Here is a 22,282-nt window from a genome sequence, read left to right as displayed (position 1 = left end):
ATATTGCGAGGGCTAGCATTGCGCCCCGCGCCTGTCTGCCCTCTGAATGGCGGGCCTGTTGATGATCTGGGGACGAGGTTTCGTGGCCAAGCTGTATTTTTACTACGCCAGCATGAATGCGGGTAAGTCGACCACGCTGTTGCAGGCTGATTTCAATTACCGCGAGCGCGGAATGCGCACGATGCTTTGGACGGCGAAGCTGGACACGAGGTCGGAAGGCATGGTCCGCAGCCGCATCGGTCTGGAGAACAATGCCCACCATTATGAACCGGATTCTGACCTATGGTCGGCCATCTCTGCCGAGCAGCAGGCTGAGCCGTTGGACTGCGTAATGGTGGATGAGGCGCAGTTTCTGACCAAGGCTCAAGTCTGGGAGCTTGCCCGGGTCGCGGACGAGTTGGGCATTCCGGTTCTGTGCTATGGCCTCCGCACCGATTTTCAGGGGGAACTGTTCCCCGGCTCTGCAGCGCTTCTTGGCATTGCTGATGCCCTCGTCGAGCTCAAAGCGGTGTGCCATTGCGGACGTAAGTCCAGCATGAACCTGAGGGTTGATGCTGATGGCAATCCGGTAAAGCAAGGCGAGCAAACCGAAATCGGCGGCAATGACCGTTATCTGGCGCTCTGCCGAAAGCATTTCAGTGCTGCCTTGAATGGGTAAGCCCGATCGCGAGGCTCTGAATACAGTTCTGCAGGCGGGCGATGTCCGTCTGGAGCAGCTGGCGGAACGTCACATCGAACCGCTGCGGCTGGCCTGTGCTGAAGACACCGAGATATGGGAAATCTACCCAGTGAACATGCTGGGCGAGGATTTCGATGCCGCGATCAAACTGTTTCATCAGACAGACAACTGGGTTCGGTTTGCAGTCATTGATGCGCGCGAAGACAAAGTCGTGGGATGCACCAACTTCATCAACCCTGATCAATGGGGCGTGGTGGAAATTGGCGGCACATATTTGGCGCCGGGCGTTAGAGGCTCCGACTTCAACCGGACCAAGAAGAAGCTGATGATCGAACATGCCTTTGCATGCGGCTTTCACAAGATCGAATGGCGCGTCGATACGCGTAACAAGCGTTCCATGGCGGCAGTGCTGAAACTGGGCGCGGTGCAGGAGGGTATTCTGCGGCAGAACCGCGTAACGTGGACGGGATATCGCAGGGACACTGCGGTTTTCGGCATGCTTCGCGAAGAGTGGACTGGTTGAAGCCGGACCGGCACCCTATCTAGGCCCCATGTCCGATACCGTTCAGTTCGCCCTGATCCTGATCCCCTGCCTCGTGATCGCCATTGTCTTTCACGAGGTGGCGCATGGCTATGCAGCGAAGGCGCTGGGAGATAACACCGCGAGCGAGAAGGGGCGGCTCACGCTCAATCCTATCCCACATGTCGATCCGGTAGGCACTCTGCTGGTGCCTGGGGCTCTGGCGTTATTCGGCGGCCCGGTGTTTGGCTGGGCCAAGCCGGTGCCGGTGGTTGCCGGGCGGCTGCGCAATCCGCGCTATGGCATGATGGCGGTGGCGGCGGCAGGGCCGGGCATCAATTTCGTGCTGGCTGCGTTCGGTGCAATCCTGTTCGGCCTCACACAAGCAGAACCACTCGTGTTCGGAGCCAATTCGTTTGGTGCGTCGATCCTTGAGAACGGAGACGGTGAGATGGCTGTGCTGTCGACAGCCATATTCTATTTCATCTTGCTCAACTTGTTCTTGGGCATGTTTAACCTGCTGCCAATTCCGCCCTTCGATGGGTCGCACATTGTCGGTGGGCTGCTTCCGGCCAAATTGCGCGTGCATTGGTTCAAGCTTCAACGGGTCGGCATGGCCTTGCTGCTGGGCTTGATCGCCGTCAGCTGGGTGTTCGGCACAGGCTGGATCGCTGCGGTGGTGATGCCGCCGGTCGCCTATGTGCTGGATTACTTCATGGCGTTGGCTGGCTTTTTTAGCGGCCTCTAGGCGCTCACAGCATCGATAAAGCGTGCTTGCGGGTGCTTGGCGAGCAAGTCGCCCAGCCATGTCTCGCGTGTGCCAGCCTCGATGCAGGCGACGATGCACCCGCCAAATCCGCCGCCAGTAAGCCGCGCACCCATCGCACCAAGCTCCACGGCGCTTTCAACCAAAGCGTCAATTTCCGGCAGAGACATTTCGAACCAATCGCGCATCGAGGCGTGGCTTTCATTCATCAGCGCGCCGACCGATTGCATATCGCCTGCCTGCATCGCGGCGAGCGTGTACTTCACGCGGGCATGCTCGGTCAGGCAATGCAACGTGCGGCGCTTTGGCATGACTTCGAGGTCCGCCGCCTCAACATGTGCTTGATCGAGCAGGCACAGATCTTCGGTGCCGAAAAAACGTTTGGCCGCGTCGCACTCTTCTTTGCGCGCGGCATAGCGCCCGTCGGTTAGCTTTCGGGTCAGCCCCGAATGCACCACCGCCATTTCGTATCCCGCAGGTAGGGCGACCAGATTGTATTCCAGCGCCTTGGTATCGAGGGCCATGGCCGTGCCTGGCGTCGCGAGCGCAACAGCCATCTGGTCCATGATCCCGCACGGCACTCCCATGTAATTGTTCTCGACGCGCCTAGCAGCCACAGCAAGCTCGACGTCGCTCTGCGTGCCACCGCCGGCCTCTCGTGCCGCCTTCAAGATAGCAACGATCAAAGCAGCTGAAGACGAGAGGCCCGAGCCTTCGGGAATGGTGGAGGTGACATCCAGTGAAGCCCCTCCATCCAGCAATCCCAGCGCATTCGCCTCCCGTATGGCGCCTACACAGGTGTCTGCCCATTCGCCCACGGCATCATCGGTCAGATCGCGGATCGCAGGTGCATCGTAGTTGTTCGACGTGACGGCCACGGTCGTGTCACCGCGCGGGGAGAGGGTAACCTCCAGCCCGACCGATAGTGCCGCCGGCAAAACCATACCGCCGTTGTAGTCGGTGTGTTCGCCAATCAGGTTGACGCGGCCCGGTGCGCGGGCAGTGAACTGACTAGACATCGGCGACCCCGCGCAGAGCGGTCACAGCGCTTTCAGGCATCACATCGACGGTGAAGACTCCGGTGTGTTGCTCGACCGAGGCAAGATACTTGACCCGCCCCGGCGCGCGAAGCAGCGGGTAGAACTGGACAGTAAAGTGGTAGTTTTCCGCGCCGCCACTCGGGGCGGCATGGAATGCCATCATCGTCGCCGCTGGTTGCTGGAAAAGGGCGTCATAACGGCGCGTCACTTCTCCCAGCCAATAGGCAAGGCCTTCAAGCTCTTCATCAGTGCAGTCCCATGGTCCTTCGCGGCGGATACGCGGGGCGATCCAGACTTCGTACGGGAAGCGGGCAAAGCGCGGGACGAAAGCTGCAACAGTGCCATGTTCGCCGAGGCCATAATCGGGGAGGGCGGCAGAGATTTCCGCGCCGAGATCATAGCCTTCCGCAAAAGCACCAATAGCGCGCTGCTGAACAAGTGGAGTGCGCGCGAATCCATAAATCTGGCCGTGCGGATGATGCAGGGTGACACCCACCTCGTCACCGCGATTTTCAAACGGCAAGACATATTCGCAGCCCTGCGCGAACAGTGTTTCGTACCGGTCGATCAGAGCGGACAAATAGACCAGACGGCGATCCTGTCCGATTGTGTCCAAGCTGCCCTGCGCATCGGGCGCATAAACAACCACATCGCAGGCGCCTTTGGCTGGTTCGCTGATGATGCCATTCAAGTCGACTGCGTTGCTGGCACTGGGGTGGAACGCGGCAAACTTGTTCTCGAACACCGCTAACTCGAAGTCTTCGAACGGCATCTCTGTCTCGGGACCATCAGGACGAGTGGGCGCAAGCGGATCTTCGGCGGCACTGGGCTTGAAAGTCCGGTTTTGACGATGCGCGGCGTAGACATTCCATTCGTCGCGCAAGGGATGGTAACGCAGCTCTCCGCCTTGCGCGATGTCGTCAGCCGTTTCCTTGACGACCGGTAGTGCATGGGCGCTCCGACCATAAAGGTGCAACATCCGCCCGTCGGCCTTGCGATGATCGCGGCGATAGACCTGTCCGCCAAGCGAACGGGGTAGGACAAGTGGATCGCTCACGCCGCGACCTTGAGGCTCGCGAACCAGCCTTCGATTTTGGCCTGTGCCTCAGAATCAAGATGCAGCTTCAGCTTGCTGCGTCGCCACAGCACATCATCGGCGGTTGTCGCGAATTCGTTATCGACGAGATACTCAAGTTCGCGCGCATAGATGCCGCCACCCATGTTCTCGCCTAGATCATTGAGCCCCTGCGCGTCCCCCATCATATCCAGCATCCGCGTGCCATAGGCGCGGGCCATGCGCAGCACCGTCTCGCCGTTGAGCCAAGGGAACATCGCCGCCATGTCCACCACAAAGCGGTCAAAATGGGCGGGGTCAATATCACCGCCGGGAAGCGGGGCATCAGCCGTCCAGCTTTTTCCTGAAATGCCAAGTTTCTCAATCGCATGCTCGGCGAGCTTGCGATAGGTTGTTATCTTCCCGCCGAAGATTGAAAGCAGTGCTGGCTCACCCTCGTTTGCGCCACGATCCAGCTCGAACACATAGTCTCGGGTCACAGTGGAATTGGAGGCCGAGCTGTCATCATAGAGCGGCCGCACGCCGGCGTAGCTCGATACGGCTTGTTCGGGCGCGATGTCCGTTTTCAGATATTCGTTTGCGGCATCGCAGATATAGCGCGCTTCCTCTTCCGAGATATCAATACCTGTCGGGTCGCCTTCAAAGCTCTGATCGGTGGTCCCAACCAGTGTGAAGTCACGCTCATAAGGTATTGCAAAGATGATACGATCATCCTTGTTCTGGAAGATATAGCAGTGATCGCCTTCGAACAGTTTCGGGAAGATCAGGTGGCTGCCTTTGACGAGCCTGAGGTTTTCGTGCGCCTCGCCCTGAATGGCGCGGCCCAGCACTTTATCGACCCATGGACCGGCAGCGTTGACCACCTGCTTGGCGGTGACTTTCGTTTCATTGCCATCGCTGCGTAAAGTCGCTGTCCAAACCTTTTGACCTCGCTCCAGGCCAATGCACTCTGTCCGTACACGGATGTCCGCTCCGCGCTCTTTCGCATCCAGGCAATTGAGGACAACGAGGCGGGAATCTTCGACCCAGCAATCCGAATATTCGAAGCCCTTAACCAGCCGGTCTTCCAGAATATCGCCGTGCGGCGCAGCGCGCAGATCAACGGTTTCGGTCCCAGGCAACAGCTTGCGGCCGCCCAGATTGTCATAGAGGAACAACCCCAAACGCAGCATCCATTTCGGGCGTAGTCCCTTGTCGTGCGGAAGAACAAAGCGCAGCGGCCAGATGATGTGCGGCGCGATGTTGAGCAGCCGTTCGCGTTCAATCAGGCTTTCGCGCACCAAGCGGAACTCGAGATGTTCGAGATAGCGCAGACCGCCATGCACCAGTTTGGTCGAGGCGCTCGAGGTCGCTTGCGCCAGATCATCCTTCTCGACCAGACACACTGACAGCCCGCGTCCCGCAGCATCGCGCGCAATGCCGGCGCCATTAATGCCGCCGCCGATAATCAGCAGATCGAATTTCTCGCTCATGATGAGGCGTTATTGCTCCGCTTTGCAGTGATAGAAAAGACAGGTGTCTGGGAACGTTAGAGGGGGCTGTATCCCATGTCCCAACAATGCGGCACCCGAAAACACTGCGCCATCACCCATAAGGCGTGCTTCATCCACGATTGAAGGCGTGCTGATGGACGGATTGTGGAGGGGCCAGACCATGCGCAGGCGGTATCTCTTTTGGGGATCAAGCCCACCGAGAATGATACGCGCAGGCTGCGTCGCCAGCTCACTGTCCAGTTTCGCAAATGAGAACAACGCTTCGTTTTTGTCATCAGCAACACAGCCAATCAGGCTCGTATCCTTTGATGACGCAAGACGGAGGAATCGGCCTGAGTGAATTAGATCACGATGCTCCTTGTGAAGAGCTATGCCCTGTCGCAGCACTTCGAGATCGGCGCTTTTTTCAGTCCGAAGATCGAGTTCCATCCCCATGTGGCCAAACACGGCGCTTGCGACGCGGAATGGCATCGAGAATTTCCGGCCGGTTATATGACACGTCTTTGGCCCGATATGATTGCCGAGCACGCGCAGCGGGAAGAAGTATGAAGCCCCGCGCATGATGTGATGCCTCTGCCTGGCATCGTTGTTGTCGCTGGTCCAAATACGGTCGGTGTGACGCAGGATCCCAAAGTCGGCACGCGCCCCACCTGAAGAGCAGCTTTCGATCTCGAGGTCGGGGTGTGCATTGCGAAGCTTTTCTAGCAATCGATAGACGGCCAGTGTCTGGCGATGCATTGCGCCGCGCCCGCTGCTTCCCGGGTGATTGGTGTCGCGGTTCATGTCCCACTTGATGTACGCAATGCCATACTCGGTCACGAGATCGGTGATCTTGCTAAACAAATAGTCGAAGACTTCGGATTTCGTCAGGTCGAGCGTAAGTTGGCCACGAAAAGGAACTGCCTCCACTCCCTCGGCCTGCAAAACCCAATCCGGATGCGCGCGATACAAATCGCTGTCTGGGTTCACCATCTCAGGTTCGAACCAAAGACCAAATTCCATGCCCAGAGATTTTACTCGATCGACAATTGGATGCAGACCATCGGGATAGACGTCTTTCGACACCCACCAATCGCCCAGACCGGCTCCATCGTGCCTGCGTCCGCCGAACCAGCCGTCGTCAAGGACGAAACGTTCAGCGCCAACCGATGCAGCGGCTTCGGCGAGCTCGATCAGCGCCTCTTCATTGTGGTTGAAGTAAACCGCTTCCCAAGTGTTGTAGTGCACGGGGCGAGGTTTCTTGAACGCGCGCCGATCAAGAACATCGTTGGCAAGATGATTGTGGAACTTGTCCGAGGCCCCATTCAGACCGTTTTCCGACCATACCGCAAGCAGGTCTGGGGTCTGGTAACTCTCTCCGTTTGCCAATCGAATTTCGCCGGGAAAGGTCATCTCACCCATCTGAACCTGGGAACGACCATCATTGTGCCGATCAATGCGCCAACGATGATTGCCACTCCAGGCCAGGTGGAAGCCCATGACCAAGCCGCTCGTTTCGTTCGTATCAGCGGTGACCGCAAATCCGCCAGGGAAGACATCGTGACTGGTCCGTCCAGCTTTGCTTTCGCGCACGATACTGCCTTGAAAACTGTCAACGCTTTCAACTTCAAATTCGCCAGACCAGCGCCCGGTAAAGCTGAGCACGCGATCCAGCCGGTGATCGAGAGGCAAGCAAAGTGAAGCGCACCAATCGACCTCTAGAGTTTCCTGCGCGAGGTTTTCGAGGCGCGTGCTGCATCGCACGACACCCGTGGTCGGGTCGATCGCTAAGCTGTGCTCACAGGCGATGGCCAGATTACGATCACGGCAGTGGATGGAGATCGCATTGTCACTGAGACGCTCGACCCGCTCAATTCTCAAGTCAACGGCCCAGTCCTGACCCGCGCGATGGGCTATCAGTCCTGATGGACCCGAGATACCTGTTCCGATCTCGTTCAGCATCGAACCGCGCAAAGGCACGGAGGCGCTGCCCGGAGCATGTTGCCGCGTTGCCAATAGGGCTAGTTCTCTTGAGGACGCGCCGGGCAGATCAGGTCCAGCGTAAAGAATGATGGGCCGGGTAGATGGGGTGGCCTCGATGGCGAGAAGCGTGCCGCCAGCTCTTAGCTCGATATAGGAATGCTCAATGCTGGAGCGGTCCGCGGGATCACGAACAGGTACAGGCCCATGTTGAGTGACAGATGCGTCATCAGCCCCCGATTGGCCATTGCTGGCAGTCTCCGTCGCGAAATCGCGCCCAGTTTCGGCGTTCTCAGCCATCCAACAAATCCATCCGCTCTCGCACCGCACCGATTCTGTGCGGTCTCTCCCGTCCGGTCCCCCGGATTCTGGTAGGTTTCACGCGAAAGTTTGCGCGTTGTGAAGAGACGTTTTGGTGCTGCATGAATATTTTGGTATCAATCTTCGATTGCGTTGAGAGGTTGGCAGAATGTGGGAAGAAAAAGTCTATAAGCAAAATCTTCACCTGTCTCCAATTGGCGGCATTAAGATTGCCTGTTTTCTGAACAAGGGTGTTGGGGTCCTGACGGCCAGGCGCACTCTCCCTCATTTTACGCTCGTCTACGTGACAAGAGGTTACGGGCGATATCGTGATGAACGTGGTGCCGATCTGCCTGTGAATGCCGGCGATGCTATTCTTGTCCATCCGGGCGTTGAGCACTGGTATGGCCCTCCTCGTGGAGAGAGCTGGGACGAGTTCTATCTGGTTTTTGAGGGGCCAGTCTTTGATCTATGGCGTTCCTCCGGTTGCCTTGATCATGATCGACCTGTCATTTCCTTGAGGCCGATGGATTTCTGGAGAGATCGAATTCTTGGCCTCATTGGCGGTCAAAAGGCGACCGGCGAAAGCGATCTGATGCGAGAGACGGTGCGGCTCCAGGAGCTGCTCGCGGATATTGTTCAGGCAGGCGATAAAGATCTGGGAGATGATATTGCGTGGTTAGAGCAAGCCAAGTCGGCCATCGCCAAGACCATGGATGTAAAAGCGGCTGCAAGCTTGATGGACCACTCTTACGAGGCATTTCGCAAGCGGTTTCGAAAGTTGTCTGGGCGTTCGCCGGGCAAGTACCGGACGAGCTTAGTTATGGAACGGGCTTGCGACATGCTGAGCGAACCGGGTGTCCTGTTGCGAGATATCTCCGACGAACTGGGGTTCTGTGATGAATACCATTTCAGCCGTCAATTCAGCAAAACAGTGGGATGGTCTCCGTCCGAGTACCGAAGCAGAATTGGGAGAGACCCAGCCCGATTTGATAATTTGGGTTAAGTCAAAGCTGCGTTCTTTGAGGTGGTATGACTCCAAGCGTTGCAAATTTCTGACAGTTGAGGCCTTAGCGGCCGTAGATTTCCCCAGATCATCCCAAAAAATACATGCGTGTCCAATCCGCCCATGGAATTGTGCAATTGTAACGGCACATTTCTTACCACGCCTCAACAAAAGGGGGCTCGGCACCATCCTGATCGTCTCGTGATCACAGCCGGATGGGCCTAACGGGAGAGAGCCATGAAGTTTTCCATGCGGGCCGCTTTGGCCCAAACGGCTGCGTTCGCAGCAATCGCTATTTCGGCACCTGCAGTTGCTCAAGATGCTGCAGACGAGCAACAGACGGTCGAAGGTGAAGAGAACACCATCGTCGTCACCGGTTTCCGCAAGAGCCTTCAGGATTCGATCAACTTGAAGCGCAACAGCCCGGCGGTTGTTGATGCCGTTTCCGCAGAAGATGTCGGCAAATTCCCGGATGCAAACGTCGCTGAATCGCTTCAGCGCATCACTGGTGTCGCGATCGACCGCTCGGGCGGTGAAGGACAGTTTATCACCGTCCGTGGCCTCGGCCCTGAGTTCAATGCCGTGCTGCTGAATGGTCGTACGCTCGCCACAGACAATGATGGACGTGAATTCTCGTTTGACGTTCTGTCGTCTGACATCATTCAGACTGCGGAAGTCTACAAATCAGCACAGCCAAGCCTGCAGTCGGGCGGCATCGGCGCTGTGGTCAATGTGACAACCGCCAAGCCGATTGATCGCCAAGGATTGAACGTATCGATCTCTGGTGCGGCCATTTACGAAGATTTGAGCCAGGATTTCGGTACCGATCTCAGCGGTGTCATTTCATGGTCGAATGGTCAGGTCGGTGCACTTTTCGGCGCTTCTTACAACAAGCGTAACGCACAGATTGATCGCAACATCACCAACGGTTTCGCTCTGCGCGAAGGGGATGCAGCGATCTTTGCTCCAGAAAGCTCTTCGGGTCTAACAGCAGGGGATATTGGAGCGCTTCCCACAGGCGCGCGCGTTCAACAGCAGGTCATTTTCAGTCGCGACATTCAAGATCGCGAACGCCTTACGTTGAATGGCGCCCTGCAGTTTCAGCCTTCGGATGGTGCGTTGATCACCATTGATGGCCTGTATTCGAAGTTCGAAATCGACTCGTTCGACACGCAGTTTTCGGGCTTCTTCAGCCCGCCATTCCTCGACCCGCAAATTGATGCCAACGGAACGGTGACGTCATTCAGCCGTCCCAGCATTGATTTCGCTAACCGGAACCCGGCGATCGCTAGTCAGGTAGGTCTGTCGCAGAACGACAACGTGCTTACGTCAAACAATCGCGAGGCGGAGACCTTCGCGATTGGCGGAAACATCGAACTCGACGTGACGGACACCTTCCAGCTTGTCGGTGATGTCTCATGGTCGCGCGCTACACGTGACGGGACAAACCCGTTTGTAGTGCTGGGTGCGCTCGCTCCGACATCGCCTTTGATTGAGTCGAACAGCACAACTGGCATCTCGACGATCACAAATATCAACACTGCTGACTTCGTCGATCCCACGATCCAGCGTCTCCACTTCGTCAACGTCAACCGCACCATGGTTGAAGACGAGGTGTTCGAAGCGCGAATGGATGCGGAATGGGACGTGGATGCAGGCCCGCTGGCAACTGTCAGTTTCGGTGGCATTTACACCGATCGCACCAAGTCACGCGATCTGTTCGATAACTTCGCTGATCCAGGTTTTGGTTCGCTTACTGCGGCGCAGATCTTCTGTGCCTATTGCGGCTATACCGTACCGTTCGACACCTCGATCCTCAGCACCTTCTCGTTCGATGGATTCCTGAACGGTGTTGACGGTGCTAACACGGTTCCGCCTGCCATTTTGAACTCCACATTCGCGCAAGCCTTTGCCGAGCTCAACAACCCGGCAAACATTAACGATCCAAATCGCACCGGTGGCAACACTGCCGATCTTCTCGCCTATCTGAACAGCGGGAATCTTGACCCCACGCTCGGTATCTACACGCCGTCCTTTAACCCGGGTGGCAGCTTTGCCGTGGATGAGCAGATCTACTCGTTGTATCTCAATACTGAGTGGGGCGGCGAGTTTGGCGGTGGCACGCCTTGGTCGGCCAATATTGGTTTCCGTGTTGCATGGACGGATGTCGTCTCCAGCGGCATCGATCAGCCGGTCATCGAATTCCGCGAAACACCCGGCGATACCCAGCTGGAAGTGGTATTCGGCAATGCGACCACGATCTCAGTGCCGAATGACTACGTAAACTTCCTGCCATCGGTTAACTTCATGGTTGAGCCGTCCGCAGACACTGTTCTGCGTCTCAGCTACGCCAAGACAGTGACTCGTCCGACGCTGACAGCGCTCGGTGTTGCTAACACTTTTGGTGGCCGTTCAAACGCTCCGTTGAGTGGTGGTGGCAACCCGCTGCTTGAGGCATTCGAAGCAGACAACTTCGACATTTCTTTCGAGTGGTACTTCGACACCCTCAGCTACTTCAGCATCGCTGGGTTCCATAAAGAGCTTGGCAACTTCATCGAGACGTCAACCCTGCCGGTGACCAACACGGTCATTTTCCCGGCGGGCAATGGTGGTCGTTTGGTAGATGAAGCAGTGCAGGTTACCTTCCAGGACACCCGTCAACGCAACGGCCTGTCGGGCTCAATCACCGGTCTTGAGGTTGCTCTCCAGAAGACGTTCGAGAACGGCTTCGGCGGCATCATCAACTACACTTATGTAAGCTCAACGCGTGACAACGCGCCTGCTGGTGATCTTGGCTTTAACGGTTTTACTCCGCACACGTTGAATATCACCGGCTTCTATGAGGACGGACCATTCGCGGCTCGTGTCTCTTACAACTACCGTGATGGCTTCCTCGTGCTCGGCCAGGCCGAGTTCAGCGAGCCTCGCCAGCGTGAAAGCTTCGGTCAGGTCGACTTTTCGACCAGCTATGAGTTTAACGACCAGTTCCAGATCTTTGCCGAAGGTCTGAACGTCCTGGGAGAGGACACGCGGGACTTCTCGCGCTTCCCGAACCGTCTGCTCACCTATGAGCGCACAGGTGCCCGGTACACGGTTGGCGTTCGCGCCAAGTTCTAAGTCAATCGGGCCGGGCCACTGAGCGGTGCCTGGTTTGATATGGGAAGGCGGGCATCTCTGGGGAGAGATGTCCGCCATTTCCTTTTAAACGGACTTGCTGTTCGCTTCTGACCTTGGAACAGTGGGATTGAGGCCGCGCCGATCGAGCGTGGCAGGAGAGGGATTTCAATGAACGCCATTCAGGTCGCGGTCTTCCTGGCCATCACCGCAGCGATTGCCTTTGCCACCTATTTGCATTGCCGGGGGCAGCGCAGCGGCAGCGATGAGGGACGGGACTACTTCCTCGCGAATGGCGGGTTGGCGTGGTATTTTGTGGCCGGCTCGATCACGCTCACAAACCTGTCGACCGATCAATTAGTCAGTATGAACGGCAATCAGATGCTGTTGATCGCTTGGTGGGAATTGGCCGCCGTCGTCGGCCTGTTCATTCTCGCCTTCGTGTTCCTACCCGTTTATTATCGGAACAACTGCACCACAACGACGGAATTGCTGCAAAAGAAGTACGGTGACAAGAACATTCGTGCGCTGATTTCATTGCTTTTTCTAGCCGGCAATCTCTTCATTTTCCTCCCGGCGATCCTGTATGGCGGGTCGCGCTTTTTCCTCTCCTTGCTGGAGCTCGATGGCGGTCTCCAGAATATCATGATGGTCTCGGTTGTCTTGGCCACAGTAGGTGCCGCCTACGCGATTTTTGGTGGTCTTCGCGCCGTTGCGGTGTCGGACACCTACTCGGGTTTTCTAATCCTTGGCCTTGCCATTTTGGTGGTGTTGTTGGCGCTCAATAAGATCGATTGGGATTTCAGCGGCATTCCTGCCGAACGATTGACGCTGATTGGAGACAATGACAGCGACATTCCGTGGCACACGCTGTTGACCGGTATGATCTTTATCCAGACATTCTACTGGTCAACCAATCAGACCATCACCCAGCGCGCGATGGCCTCGCCCACGATCAAGGAAGCCCAGAAAGGCGTTATGGCAGCTGCTGCGATCCGCTTGCTAATTGTTCCGATGATCGTGGTCGTGCCCGGTATTGTTGCGTTCAAGCTGTTCGGTGATGTGCCTCAGGATGGCGCCTACGGAGCTATCGTCGGTGCGGTTCTGCCGCCGTGGCTGTCCGGCGCATTTGCGGCGGCTTTGTTTGCAGCGGCTCTGACCACCTTCAACTCGATCCTGAACGCAAGCGCTGCATTGTATGTGTGCGACATGCATGAAGCTTATATCGGCAAGGCGAAGAGAGTCGGCCGGTTGGGTGCAATTGTCTCGATCATCATGAGCCTGCTTGCTCTGGCTCTGGTGCCATTCTTCGCCAGTCAGGAAAGCCTGATCAACACGGTGCAGCAACTCTATGGCCTGCTTTCTATGCCGATCCTTTCGGCATTTGCGGTGTGCTTGCTGTTCAAAAACGTGAAGGCAGGCGCGGCGATGATCGGCGTGGTCACGGGTGTGATTTTCTACGGAATGTGGTCGATGGTGTGGGAACCCGCACATTACATACACGGCATGTTTGTGACCTTGATCCTCTCGATTGCGACATCTTTGGTGATGAACAAGCTGGTGTTTGGCGAAACACCGGTCTTCTCGCTTGGCGGAGCCGAGTCTGAAGGCATGGAAGGTGAGGCCAGTGTGGCGCAATCCTTTACTTGAGGGCGGACGTGACTGCGTTTAGCGGGGGCGCATGAGCGACCTGAAACCCCCGCCACACGGCTGGATTATCCTCGACAAACCGCGCGGGCTTGGTTCGACGCAGGCTGTTGCGGCGGTGAAGCGAAATTTGCGCGAGGGAGGGTATACCAAGATCAAGGTCGGGCACGGCGGCACGCTCGATCCCTTGGCCGAAGGGGTTCTGCCAATTGCTTTGGGCGAAGCGACCAAGCTGGCGGGGCGTATGCTTGATGCCAGCAAGATCTACGATTTCACTATCCAGTTCGGGACCGAGACCGATACGCTTGATGCCGAAGGAGACGTGGTGAAACGCGTCAATCGTTACCCACCAATGGCGGCAATCGCCGCCGTGCTCGAGAACTTCACCGGAGAGATCGAGCAGGTGCCTCCGGCTTATTCCGCTCTAAAGGTTGATGGAAAGCGCGCTTATGATCGGGCGCGGGCTGGCGAAGAGGTAAAACTCAAATCGCGCCGAGTGACGATCCATTCGCTTGCTATGGGTTCGGGCTATGAAGGCCAGGGGGCAGGGCTGCGTTCCAGCTTCCAAACCACCGCCGGGCGGCCAGACCCCTATGACCCCTCCGCACCGCTCGAACTGGCGGATTGCGTGACCATCACCGCCCACGTTTCCAAAGGCACCTATATCCGCTCTCTGGCACGGGATATCGCGCACGCTCTTGGAACGGTTGGCCATGTTACCTATTTGCGTCGGACAAAGGCGGGACCGTTCACCGAAAGCCAAGCGATTTCGCTGGACAAGTTGAACGAAATCGCTAATGGCGCGCAATTATCTGACCTACTCCTGCCGTTAGAGGCAGGGCTGGACGACATCCCGGCCCTTTCCCTCTCTCAGACAGACGCGCAGGCGGTCCAACAGGGCCGGGTCTTGTCTGAACTGCCCCAACCATCCGGGCTCTATTGTGCGATGCTGGATGCACGTCCCATCGCGCTGGTAGAAATTCAGGATGGGACGGCGAAAGTCGTCAGGGGTTTTAACCTACCCGATGTCGCTGAGTAGAAAGAGAAAATACATGTCGGTAGCACCCGAGCGTAAAGCAGAAATCATCAAGGACAACGCAACTGTCAAAGGCGACACAGGTTCGCCGGAAGTCCAGGTCGCGATCCTTACCGAGCGTATCAAAAACCTGACCGAGCACTTCAAAGCCAACCACAAAGACAATCATTCGCGGCGTGGTCTGCTTATGATGGTCAACAAGCGTCGCAATCTGCTTGCATATCTCAAGAAGAAAGATGTGGAGCGCTACAACAGCCTGATCCAAAAACTGGGTCTGCGTAAGTAAGAGTTTTGGAGGCGGCCCCCTGCGGGCCGCTTCTTGCATATGGGACGCAGAAAATAGAGCGTCTCTCGAATAGGGGCAAAGGCTGCAATTCGGCGGCCTAGCCTTGGGGCTTGTAAACCACGCCCCACACCGGAGCGAGTCCGGTCTAACTCGCAAATGTAGGCCCCGTGCGCGCAATAAGGCCGTGCGGGTCATAAAGGAAAATCAATGTTCGACACGAAAACCGTATCGCTGGAGTGGGGCGGAAAGACCCTCACTCTGGAAACAGGTCGTATTGCCCGTCAGGCTGACGGTGCTGTTCTGGCCACCTATGGCGAAACCGTGGTGCTGTGCGCCGTGACCGCCGCAAAGAGCGTCAAGGAAGGACAAGACTTCTTCCCGCTGACCGTTCACTACCAAGAGAAATTCTCCGCAGCCGGCCGTATCCCGGGCGGCTTCTTCAAGCGCGAAGGCCGCGCCACGGAAAAAGAAACGCTGACTTCGCGTCTCATCGACCGTCCGTGCCGCCCGCTCTTCCCTGAAGGCTTCTACAACGAGATCAACGTTATCGCTCAGGTACTGAGCTATGATGGTGAGACTGAGCCAGACATCGTTGCGATGATCGCGGCATCGGCCGCTCTGACCATTTCAGGCGTTCCGTTTATGGGCCCGATCGGCGCAGCGCGCGTCGGCTTCACCAATGATGGCGAATATGTTCTTAACCCGACCGTCGCTGACGCGCTGGGCGAAGACGGCCGTCTCGACCTCGTCGTTGCCGCAACACAAGACGCGGTGATGATGGTTGAATCCGAAGCGAAAGAACTGACCGAGGAAGAAATGCTCGGCGCGGTAATGTTTGCTCACGAGGAAAGCCGCAAGGTTATCGGTGCAATCATTGATCTCGCTGAACAGGCCGCAAAGGATCCTTGGGCTCTCGACCCGGTTGAAGACAAAACCGAAAAGATGGACAAGCTGCGCGCTGCCATCGGCGCGGACCTCGAAGCCGCTTACAAGCTCACCAACAAGGCCGAGCGTCAGGATGCGGTCAACGCTGCCCGTGAAAAGGCGCGCGAAGCTTTCGCTGATCTGGCTGAAAGCGATCCGGCTGAATATCTCGGCACGCTCAAGCTGGTGAAGAAGCTCGAAAGCGACATCGTTCGCGGTTCCATCCTTAAAGACGGCACCCGCATTGACGGTCGTAAGCTCGATCAGGTTCGCCCGATCGAAGCCATGGTTGGCCTGCTGCCACGCACGCACGGTTCGGCGCTGTTCACCCGCGGTGAAACGCAGGCGATCTGCACCACCACGCTCGGCACCAAAGACGCTGAGCAGATGATCGATGGTCTCGAAGGTCTCAGCTACAGCAACTTCATGCTGCACTATAACTTCCCGCCCTACTCGGTCGGTGAAGTGGGCCGCTTTGGCTTTACCAGCCGCCGCGAAACTGGTCACGGCAAGCTCGCATTCCGCGCGCTGCGTCCGGTTCTGCCCACAGTTGAGGACTTCCCGTACACGATCCGTGTTCTGTCGGACATCACCGAGTCCAACGGTTCGTCCTCGATGGCGACCGTTTGTGGCGGCGCGCTGTCGATGATGGATGCGGGCGTTCCGCTCGCGCGTCCAGTTTCGGGCATCGCGATGGGCCTGATCCTTGAAGGCAAGGACTTCGCAGTTCTTTCCGACATTCTGGGTGATGAAGACCACCTCGGTGACATGGACTTTAAAGTGGCCGGTTCGGAAGAAGGCATCACCAGCCTTCAGATGGACATCAAGGTTGCCGGCATCACCAAGGACATCATGGAGAAAGCTCTCGAGCAGGCGAAAGCCGGCCGTGCGCACATCCTTGGTGAAATGGCCAAGGCACTTACCGGTGCCCGCACTGAAGTCAGCAAGCATGCTCCGCGTATCGAAACGATGCAGATCGACAAATCGAAGATCCGCGACGTTATCGGCACGGGCGGCAAGGTGATCCGCGAGATCGTTGCTGAAACCGGCGCCAAGGTCGATATCGACGACGAAGGCACGATCAAGATCAGCTCATCGAACGCCGATGAAATCGAAGCCGCGAAGAAGTGGATCGAAGGCATCGTCGAGGAAGCCGAAGTTGGCAAGATCTACAACGGCAAGGTCGTGAACATCGTCGATTTCGGCGCGTTCGTGAACTTCATGGGTGGCAAGGACGGTCTCGTCCACGTTTCCGAAATGAAGAACGAGCGGGTCGAGAAAGTCACCGACGTTGTCAGCGAAGGCGACGAAGTGAAGGTCAAGGTCCTCGAGATCGACAATCGCGGCAAAGTCCGCTTGTCGATGCGTGTTGTTGACCAGGAAACCGGCGAAGAGCTCGAAGACACCCGTCCGCCGCGCGAACCGCGCGGTGACAAGGGTGGTCGTGGCGGCCGTGGCGGTGATCGCCGTGGTGGCCGAGGCGGTCGCGGCCCGCGCCGTGATGGCGGCGGCGACAAGGGTGGTGATGGCCCGGCGTCGATGCCCGACTTCCTGAAGGACTAAGTCTTTCAATACTGCAATTTGAGAAGGGCCGCTCGACAGGGCGGCCCTTTTCGTTTCTAGGACCAGCTATGCTTCCTCGCGAAACCATTGCTACTGCGCAGATCCCGGACGGCGACACGCTTACGCTTGTCAGCCATGGGCGCGATTTCATCATTATGCTTGGGCGTGACGAACTGATGGGCACGCGCATGCAGTATTCCGAGGAGCAGCTGGCCGAGCTGACCCTAGCGCAGCTAAAGGCCAAGGCACCGCGGGTGCTTATTGGCGGCTATGGAATGGGTTTCACCTTCCGCAAGGCACTGCAAAAGGCGCCCGACCGCGGCAAGGTCGTGGTGGCCGAGATTGTACCGGAAATCCTTGAATGGGCGAAGGGGCCGCTGGCGCATCTGACCGGCGACACGCTCGGCGACCAGCGTGGCACGGTGGCTCTGCGCGATGTTGCCGAGCTGATCAACGAAGCAGGGAAGGGCGCGAAGTACGACGCGATCCTGCTCGACGTCGACAATGGCCCCGACGGGATCGTGCGCGGTCCCAATGATTTGCTCTACACGCCTACTGGCCTCGCCAAAGCACGCGATGCCTTGAACCAAGGGGGCATCCTCGCCGTTTGGTCGGCGGCGCCCGATCCAGCCTTCACCCGCCGCTTGAAAGATGCTGGCTTCGCGGTCGAGGCGCGGGAGGTGCGTGCGCGGCCCAATAACAAAGGGCCTCGTCACACAATCTGGTTTGGCACGAGACGCTGATTTAAAAGTCGTAGATCAGCGTGATCCGCGACAAGGTGTCCGTCTGCACAGCGCCCGAAGGTGGATTGCTGTCATACTCAATCGCGTAGGAAACGCGGGCGCTAATGCGGTCGCTGATCTTGGCGTTCAGGCCGGTGACGAAGTTGAGACTGGTGTTGCTTGAATCGATGATAGCTTGTGCGCTACCGCCCCCTTCGGCCACGGCATTGGTGTCATGCGTTAGCTTCAGCCGGTCTGAGATATCCCAGTCGAAATCCAGCCCAAGTAGCGCGGCGATGCGGCTTTCGCTGGTGCCGTCATTAAACTCTGTGATGCGATAGGCTGGGCCAGCTTTGACGGACAGCTTGATGTTGTCTTCGTCCAGCACGCGATAGCCGATCCCGCCCGAGACCGCATATCGACCGGAGAAGCCTTGAAACCGATCGCGCTCATATTGCGCCAGGGCATAGGCGAATAGGCGGTCACTGATCTGAAGGTTCGGCTCATATGCAGCGAAGTACTGCTCGCGCGTCACGACGCCGTTTGTCTCTTGGTAATCTGCACGCCCGGTCAGCTTGTGGCGCCAGTTGATCCCTTCTCGAGTAAGCGAGATACCTGCTGTCAGCCCGGTGTTGCTGGAGTTACCGGTGGCTCTGAATGCGCCCAATTCGCCCTTGCCGGTCCAGTTTTCGAAGATCCCGGCATTGCGGATTTCCTGTTCTTTGGCCTCTGCAGCTGCCGCCGCATTGGCAGCCATATCCGCCTCGAACCCAGACAGAATGCCGTCCAATTCCGCCACATCATCAGGATTGGTTTGCTTGGCCAGTTCAATCACGGTTTTGACCTTGGCCTCGTCACCGCTTTCAATCGCGGCGTCGATCATAGCACGCACCGGGGCAGGCACATCGGCGAGCGCCGCGCTTGGCAAGGCGAGAGCAACAACTGCTGAGAAGACAGAAAATGGCAGCGTTTTCATAGAGGTCCTAGTCTCCAAGTACGGGGACTGGCCCCATGTAATCCATCTTCGAAAGCGATACATTTTTTGACCGCAGGATGTCGTAAAAGGTTGTTGCGTGGAAAAAGAAGTTGGGTTGATTGAAGCCGAGCAAGAAGTTTTGCGCAGTCAGTTCCATCAGCCGCTTGCCGCCTAGAACGAAGCCGGTCGCGTTGTCAGCGATCGTCTCGAGCTTATCGGCTGACACCGCAGCCAGTTTCGCTTGAGCGTCATCGACCATGGCGCGCATGCTGTCCCAATCCTTGGGCACATCGGTGAAGTCGGGTGTGAACTCGCCCGTCTGCACCTGCTCGAGCGCGTATCCCGAGTGAACCCAGCAGGCACGCACATGCCACGGCAGCGTCCACATCCCTTCGACAAGACATGCCTCGATCAGCTCCGCGTCTTTGAGGCAGTTGTCTTTCACGTGGGCCTCGCCCTTGTCGATCAGGCCGCGCAGGCCGCCAAGGATCTGCTGGCATTGCGGGACGAAGGCTTGGTGAAGAGTAAACGCCATGGTGATTGTCTCCGGTCAAATGAAAAAAAGGCCCGGCAGCGCGAAGCAACCGGGCCCTGATTGTGTGGGTGATTAACGAACGCGCGGTCCGCCAAAGGGCAGCGGCGGTGGCGGTCTGCGTGCACCACGCGGCAGCTGTGCCTGATAGGCACGGCCGCAGTGCTCGACGCAATAGGGGAAGCCTGGGTTCACCGCTTCACCACAGAAGTGAAAGTCCGGCTCGCCCGGGTGGCCCATTGGCCAGCGGCACACTTTGTCCGAAAGATCGAGCAAACTGGTCTTGTCGGCAATTTCGGGACTTGGCTTGGCCGGAACAAGGCGGCGTGGCGGAGCGGGCGGGATTGGTGCCTGCTGGTCACCGGGCCCTTGACGCAGGAAGCCACCCGGACCGACCGAAACGATCTTGGGAAGATCAGGGGTCGGGTTAGGGATCGGCTGCGATGGCGTGGCGTTTGCGCTCGAGGATGGTGCCTTCGGCTCGGCCTTTGCCGTCGTTGCCGCAGTAGGCTTTGCCGCAGGCTTGGCTGTAGCTGGCTTCGCCTTGGGCGCGGCTTTCTTCGCCGGAGGCTTGGCCGGGGCCTTTTTGGCGGCCGCCTTTTTGGTCTGGTTGGCTTTCACCGGGGAGGGGCGCGACTTGAGACCAAGCCGGTGCGCTTTACCGATCACGGCATTACGGCTGACGCCGCCCAGTTCTTCCGCGATTTGGCTGGCGGTGCTTCCACCTTCCCACATCTTTTTGAGCGTTGCGATGCGCTCGTCAGTCCAACTCATAAATCGATGCTCTTTCGTTCTATCTCTAATCCAGCACCCGTCTTGCAAGCGGCGGATCGAAGCCGTAGGCGCCATGCCATGACTGATCCAGTTTACGCCACCGATAAAACGGACGCTGCTCCCGTTGAAAATCTGGCCGGGGGGAGCACCCGGTTCCCGCCACGTGGTCAGCCGATTATCACCGGGATCAACCGCATTGGCGTGTGGAGCCTCTATATGAAGGAGGTGCGCCGGTTTCTCAAGGTGCAGACGCAGACGATTTGGGCTCCAGCGGTCACAACCTTACTGTTTTTGGTCATTTTCACGGTCGCTTTAGGCCGTGAAGGGCGCGAGGTGTTGGGCGTTCCATTCGCGACCTTTGTTGCGCCGGGCCTGATTGTCATGGGCATGATGCAAAATGCCTTCGCCAATTCCAGCTTCTCGCTGCTCGGGGGCAAGATACAGGGCACGATCATCGACTACCTGATGCCGCCGCTGTCACCCGGCGAATTGATGGGCGCTATCGTTGGCGCGGCCGTCACGCGCGCCATTATGGTGGGTGGAGCGGTTTCGCTCGCCATGCTGCTTTGGCCCGGCGTTTCCTTGGGCATTGAGCACGTATGGGCGGTTGTCTGGTTTGGGCTAATGGGCAGCGTGATGCTGGGGCTGATTGGCCTTGCGACTTCTATCTGGGCCGAGAAATTCGATCACAACGCGGCGATCAGCAACTTCATCGTTGCGCCGCTCTCACTGCTTTCGGGCACATTCTACGTGATTGAAAACCTCGCCCCAGCGTTCCAAGCCATCAGCCGCGCCAACCCGTTCTTCTATGTGATCTCAGGCTTCCGCTATGGCTTCTTAGGCGAAAGCGATATCGGGACGAGCAGCGACGTCGTGGTTGCGGCTGTTGGGCTTGGTGCGTTCAATTTGGCGATTGCTGTGCTGGTTTATCTGGTTCTTCGCTCAGGCTGGAAGCTCAAAAACTAACCAGCTGCTCAATGCGTCAGCGAACGGCGCATCCGATAACGCCCGTCCTTAAACTGTTCGAACAGTTGCGGCAGTGTCGGGTGCTCCACAGGTCCGCCATCCGCATCGGCCAGCAGATTTCCCTGGCTGACATATGCGACGTAGCTTGAGTCTTCATTCTCGGCCAGCAGGTGGTAAAACGGCTGCTCGCGATCGGGGCGGATCTCTTCGGGGATAGACTCGTACCATTCTTCGCTGTTGGCGAAGACCGGATCGATATCGAAAACCACACCGCGGAAATCGAACAAGCGGTGGCGCACCACATCGCCTATGCCAAAGCGTGTGCGGGACTGGCGCGGCGCAACAATCGTGCGGCCTGCCTGATTAGAGAAGAACTCGGCGTGCTTCATGTGTCGAAATATGGACCTTCGCATCTGCAAAACAAGCGTGAAGAGCGCAGCGGACGGAGATATGCCCGAAATTTCCGTAACGCAGGGTCTTGGCAAGGCGCAGAGGCTGCGCTAACGGGCGCGCTTCCGATGACCATTAGCGATGTTATCGCACCGCGGAGAGATGCCGGAGTGGTCGAACGGGGCGGTCTCGAAAACCGTTGTGCTCTCACGAGTACCCAGGGTTCGAATCCCTGTCTCTCCGCCACAAAATCCCGCAGACCCTAAGGTTTTGGGCTCAGATCTGTCGAGATGTGCCTAAAGGTGTCCTAGACAATGCTTGGTTGCGGTCACAGCACGGCCTGGCCTAGCTAAAGATACAGCAGCATTGCTTGCGGCCTATGCCTGTCAGCGGCTCTTGCAAATTGAAGTAGAAAAGCAGCCAGTCCGCTCACGACCTACAAACAGACTAGATATAAACCGAGCTTCAGATTCATGAGCGGTCTATCAGAAACGTCAGATGCGTGGGGCCTCAT

At 57.5% G+C, this 22,282-nt stretch carries 19 protein-coding genes and 1 tRNA gene; 12 read left to right on the top strand and 8 right to left on the bottom strand.

The annotated features are described in order from the left end of the window. Positions 1-82 precede the first annotated feature (82 nt). From AC0V6K_RS02580 to AC0V6K_RS02570, 3 genes are read left to right on the top strand one after another with little or no spacing between them, the layout of a single operon-like run. Positions 83-658: a thymidine kinase gene (locus AC0V6K_RS02580; protein WP_472625998.1), complete on the top strand. Its 576-nt coding sequence runs from the start codon at positions 83-85 to the stop codon at positions 656-658. Further along, positions 651-1,202, top strand: a complete 552-nt coding sequence (locus AC0V6K_RS02575; RefSeq protein WP_472624492.1) for a GNAT family N-acetyltransferase — start codon at positions 651-653, stop codon at positions 1,200-1,202. Before AC0V6K_RS02580 ends, AC0V6K_RS02575 begins: the two co-directional genes overlap by 8 nt. Before the next feature lie 28 nt (positions 1,203-1,230). Next, the gene (locus tag AC0V6K_RS02570; protein WP_472624490.1) at positions 1,231-1,947 is read left to right on the top strand and encodes a site-2 protease family protein; all 717 of its coding nucleotides are present in this window, start codon (positions 1,231-1,233) and stop codon (positions 1,945-1,947) included. On the opposite strand, the gene galK is transcribed toward AC0V6K_RS02570, so the two are convergent. From galK to AC0V6K_RS02550, 4 genes are read right to left on the bottom strand one after another with little or no spacing between them, the layout of a single operon-like run. Further along, complete coding sequence (galK, locus tag AC0V6K_RS02565) at positions 1,944-2,984, bottom strand: galactokinase (protein ID WP_472624488.1); 1,041 nt, start codon at positions 2,982-2,984, stop codon at positions 1,944-1,946. The genes AC0V6K_RS02570 and galK overlap by 4 nt on opposite strands. Continuing rightward, entirely contained in the window at positions 2,977-4,062 is a 1,086-nt protein-coding gene (locus AC0V6K_RS02560) for a galactose-1-phosphate uridylyltransferase (RefSeq protein ID WP_472624486.1), read from the bottom strand. Before AC0V6K_RS02560 ends, galK begins: the two co-directional genes overlap by 8 nt. Continuing rightward, positions 4,059-5,552, bottom strand: a complete 1,494-nt coding sequence (gene glpD, locus AC0V6K_RS02555) for a glycerol-3-phosphate dehydrogenase (RefSeq protein ID WP_472624484.1) — start codon at positions 5,550-5,552, stop codon at positions 4,059-4,061. Before glpD ends, AC0V6K_RS02560 begins: the two co-directional genes overlap by 4 nt. A gap of 9 nt (positions 5,553-5,561) precedes the next feature. After that, on the bottom strand, positions 5,562-7,832 hold the full coding sequence (locus AC0V6K_RS02550; protein WP_472624482.1) for an alpha-galactosidase: 2,271 nt from the start codon (positions 7,830-7,832) through the stop codon (positions 5,562-5,564). A 169-nt stretch (positions 7,833-8,001) separates the two neighbouring features. On the opposite strand from AC0V6K_RS02550, the gene AC0V6K_RS02545 reads away from it, so the two are divergent. The 7 genes from AC0V6K_RS02545 to AC0V6K_RS02515 all read left to right on the top strand — a co-directional run bounded on the left by AC0V6K_RS02545 (position 8,002) and on the right by AC0V6K_RS02515 (position 18,151). Beyond that, positions 8,002-8,838, top strand: coding sequence for a helix-turn-helix domain-containing protein (locus AC0V6K_RS02545; RefSeq protein WP_472624480.1), 837 nt, complete (start codon positions 8,002-8,004; stop codon positions 8,836-8,838). A gap of 237 nt (positions 8,839-9,075) precedes the next feature. Continuing rightward, positions 9,076-11,955 (top strand): TonB-dependent receptor, encoded by a 2,880-nt coding sequence (locus tag AC0V6K_RS02540; protein ID WP_472624478.1) that lies wholly within the window; start codon positions 9,076-9,078, stop codon positions 11,953-11,955. 168 nt (positions 11,956-12,123) lie between these two features. After that, complete coding sequence (locus AC0V6K_RS02535) at positions 12,124-13,602, top strand: sodium:solute symporter family transporter (RefSeq protein ID WP_472624476.1); 1,479 nt, start codon at positions 12,124-12,126, stop codon at positions 13,600-13,602. Between the two features lie 31 nt (positions 13,603-13,633). Beyond that, positions 13,634-14,638 (top strand): tRNA pseudouridine(55) synthase TruB, encoded by a 1,005-nt coding sequence (truB, locus tag AC0V6K_RS02530; RefSeq protein ID WP_472624474.1) that lies wholly within the window; start codon positions 13,634-13,636, stop codon positions 14,636-14,638. 13 nt (positions 14,639-14,651) lie between these two features. Next, complete coding sequence (gene rpsO, locus AC0V6K_RS02525; protein ID WP_472624472.1) at positions 14,652-14,921, top strand: 30S ribosomal protein S15; 270 nt, start codon at positions 14,652-14,654, stop codon at positions 14,919-14,921. Between the two features lie 207 nt (positions 14,922-15,128). Then, positions 15,129-17,408, top strand: coding sequence for a polyribonucleotide nucleotidyltransferase (gene pnp, locus AC0V6K_RS02520; RefSeq protein WP_472624470.1), 2,280 nt, complete (start codon positions 15,129-15,131; stop codon positions 17,406-17,408). A 68-nt stretch (positions 17,409-17,476) separates the two neighbouring features. Next, positions 17,477-18,151: a polyamine aminopropyltransferase gene (locus AC0V6K_RS02515; protein WP_472624468.1), complete on the top strand. Its 675-nt coding sequence runs from the start codon at positions 17,477-17,479 to the stop codon at positions 18,149-18,151. A gap of 1 nt (position 18,152) precedes the next feature. Here the strand turns inward: AC0V6K_RS02515 and AC0V6K_RS02510 are convergent, their stop codons facing one another. The 3 genes from AC0V6K_RS02510 to AC0V6K_RS02500 form a co-directional block, all read right to left on the bottom strand. Continuing rightward, positions 18,153-19,106, bottom strand: a complete 954-nt coding sequence (locus AC0V6K_RS02510; RefSeq protein WP_472624466.1) for a DUF481 domain-containing protein — start codon at positions 19,104-19,106, stop codon at positions 18,153-18,155. Between the two features lie 7 nt (positions 19,107-19,113). Then, on the bottom strand, positions 19,114-19,641 hold the full coding sequence (locus AC0V6K_RS02505) for a DUF1993 family protein (RefSeq protein ID WP_472624464.1): 528 nt from the start codon (positions 19,639-19,641) through the stop codon (positions 19,114-19,116). 72 nt (positions 19,642-19,713) lie between these two features. After that, positions 19,714-20,412: a GcrA family cell cycle regulator gene (locus AC0V6K_RS02500; RefSeq protein ID WP_472624462.1), complete on the bottom strand. Its 699-nt coding sequence runs from the start codon at positions 20,410-20,412 to the stop codon at positions 19,714-19,716. A 78-nt stretch (positions 20,413-20,490) separates the two neighbouring features. On the opposite strand from AC0V6K_RS02500, the gene AC0V6K_RS02495 reads away from it, so the two are divergent. Beyond that, positions 20,491-21,378 (top strand): ABC transporter permease, encoded by an 888-nt coding sequence (locus tag AC0V6K_RS02495; protein ID WP_472624460.1) that lies wholly within the window; start codon positions 20,491-20,493, stop codon positions 21,376-21,378. An 8-nt stretch (positions 21,379-21,386) separates the two neighbouring features. Here AC0V6K_RS02495 and hspQ read toward each other — a convergent pair whose 3' ends face one another. Then, complete coding sequence (hspQ, locus tag AC0V6K_RS02490; RefSeq protein ID WP_472624458.1) at positions 21,387-21,767, bottom strand: heat shock protein HspQ; 381 nt, start codon at positions 21,765-21,767, stop codon at positions 21,387-21,389. 157 nt (positions 21,768-21,924) lie between these two features. Here hspQ and AC0V6K_RS02485 point away from each other — a divergent pair. Then, positions 21,925-22,014 (top strand) — tRNA-Ser (locus AC0V6K_RS02485). Positions 22,015-22,282 lie beyond the last annotated feature (268 nt).

It is taken from the genome of Erythrobacter sp. S43 (assembly GCF_057364955.1).
This window is presented reverse-complemented; position numbering and strand designations above follow the sequence as displayed.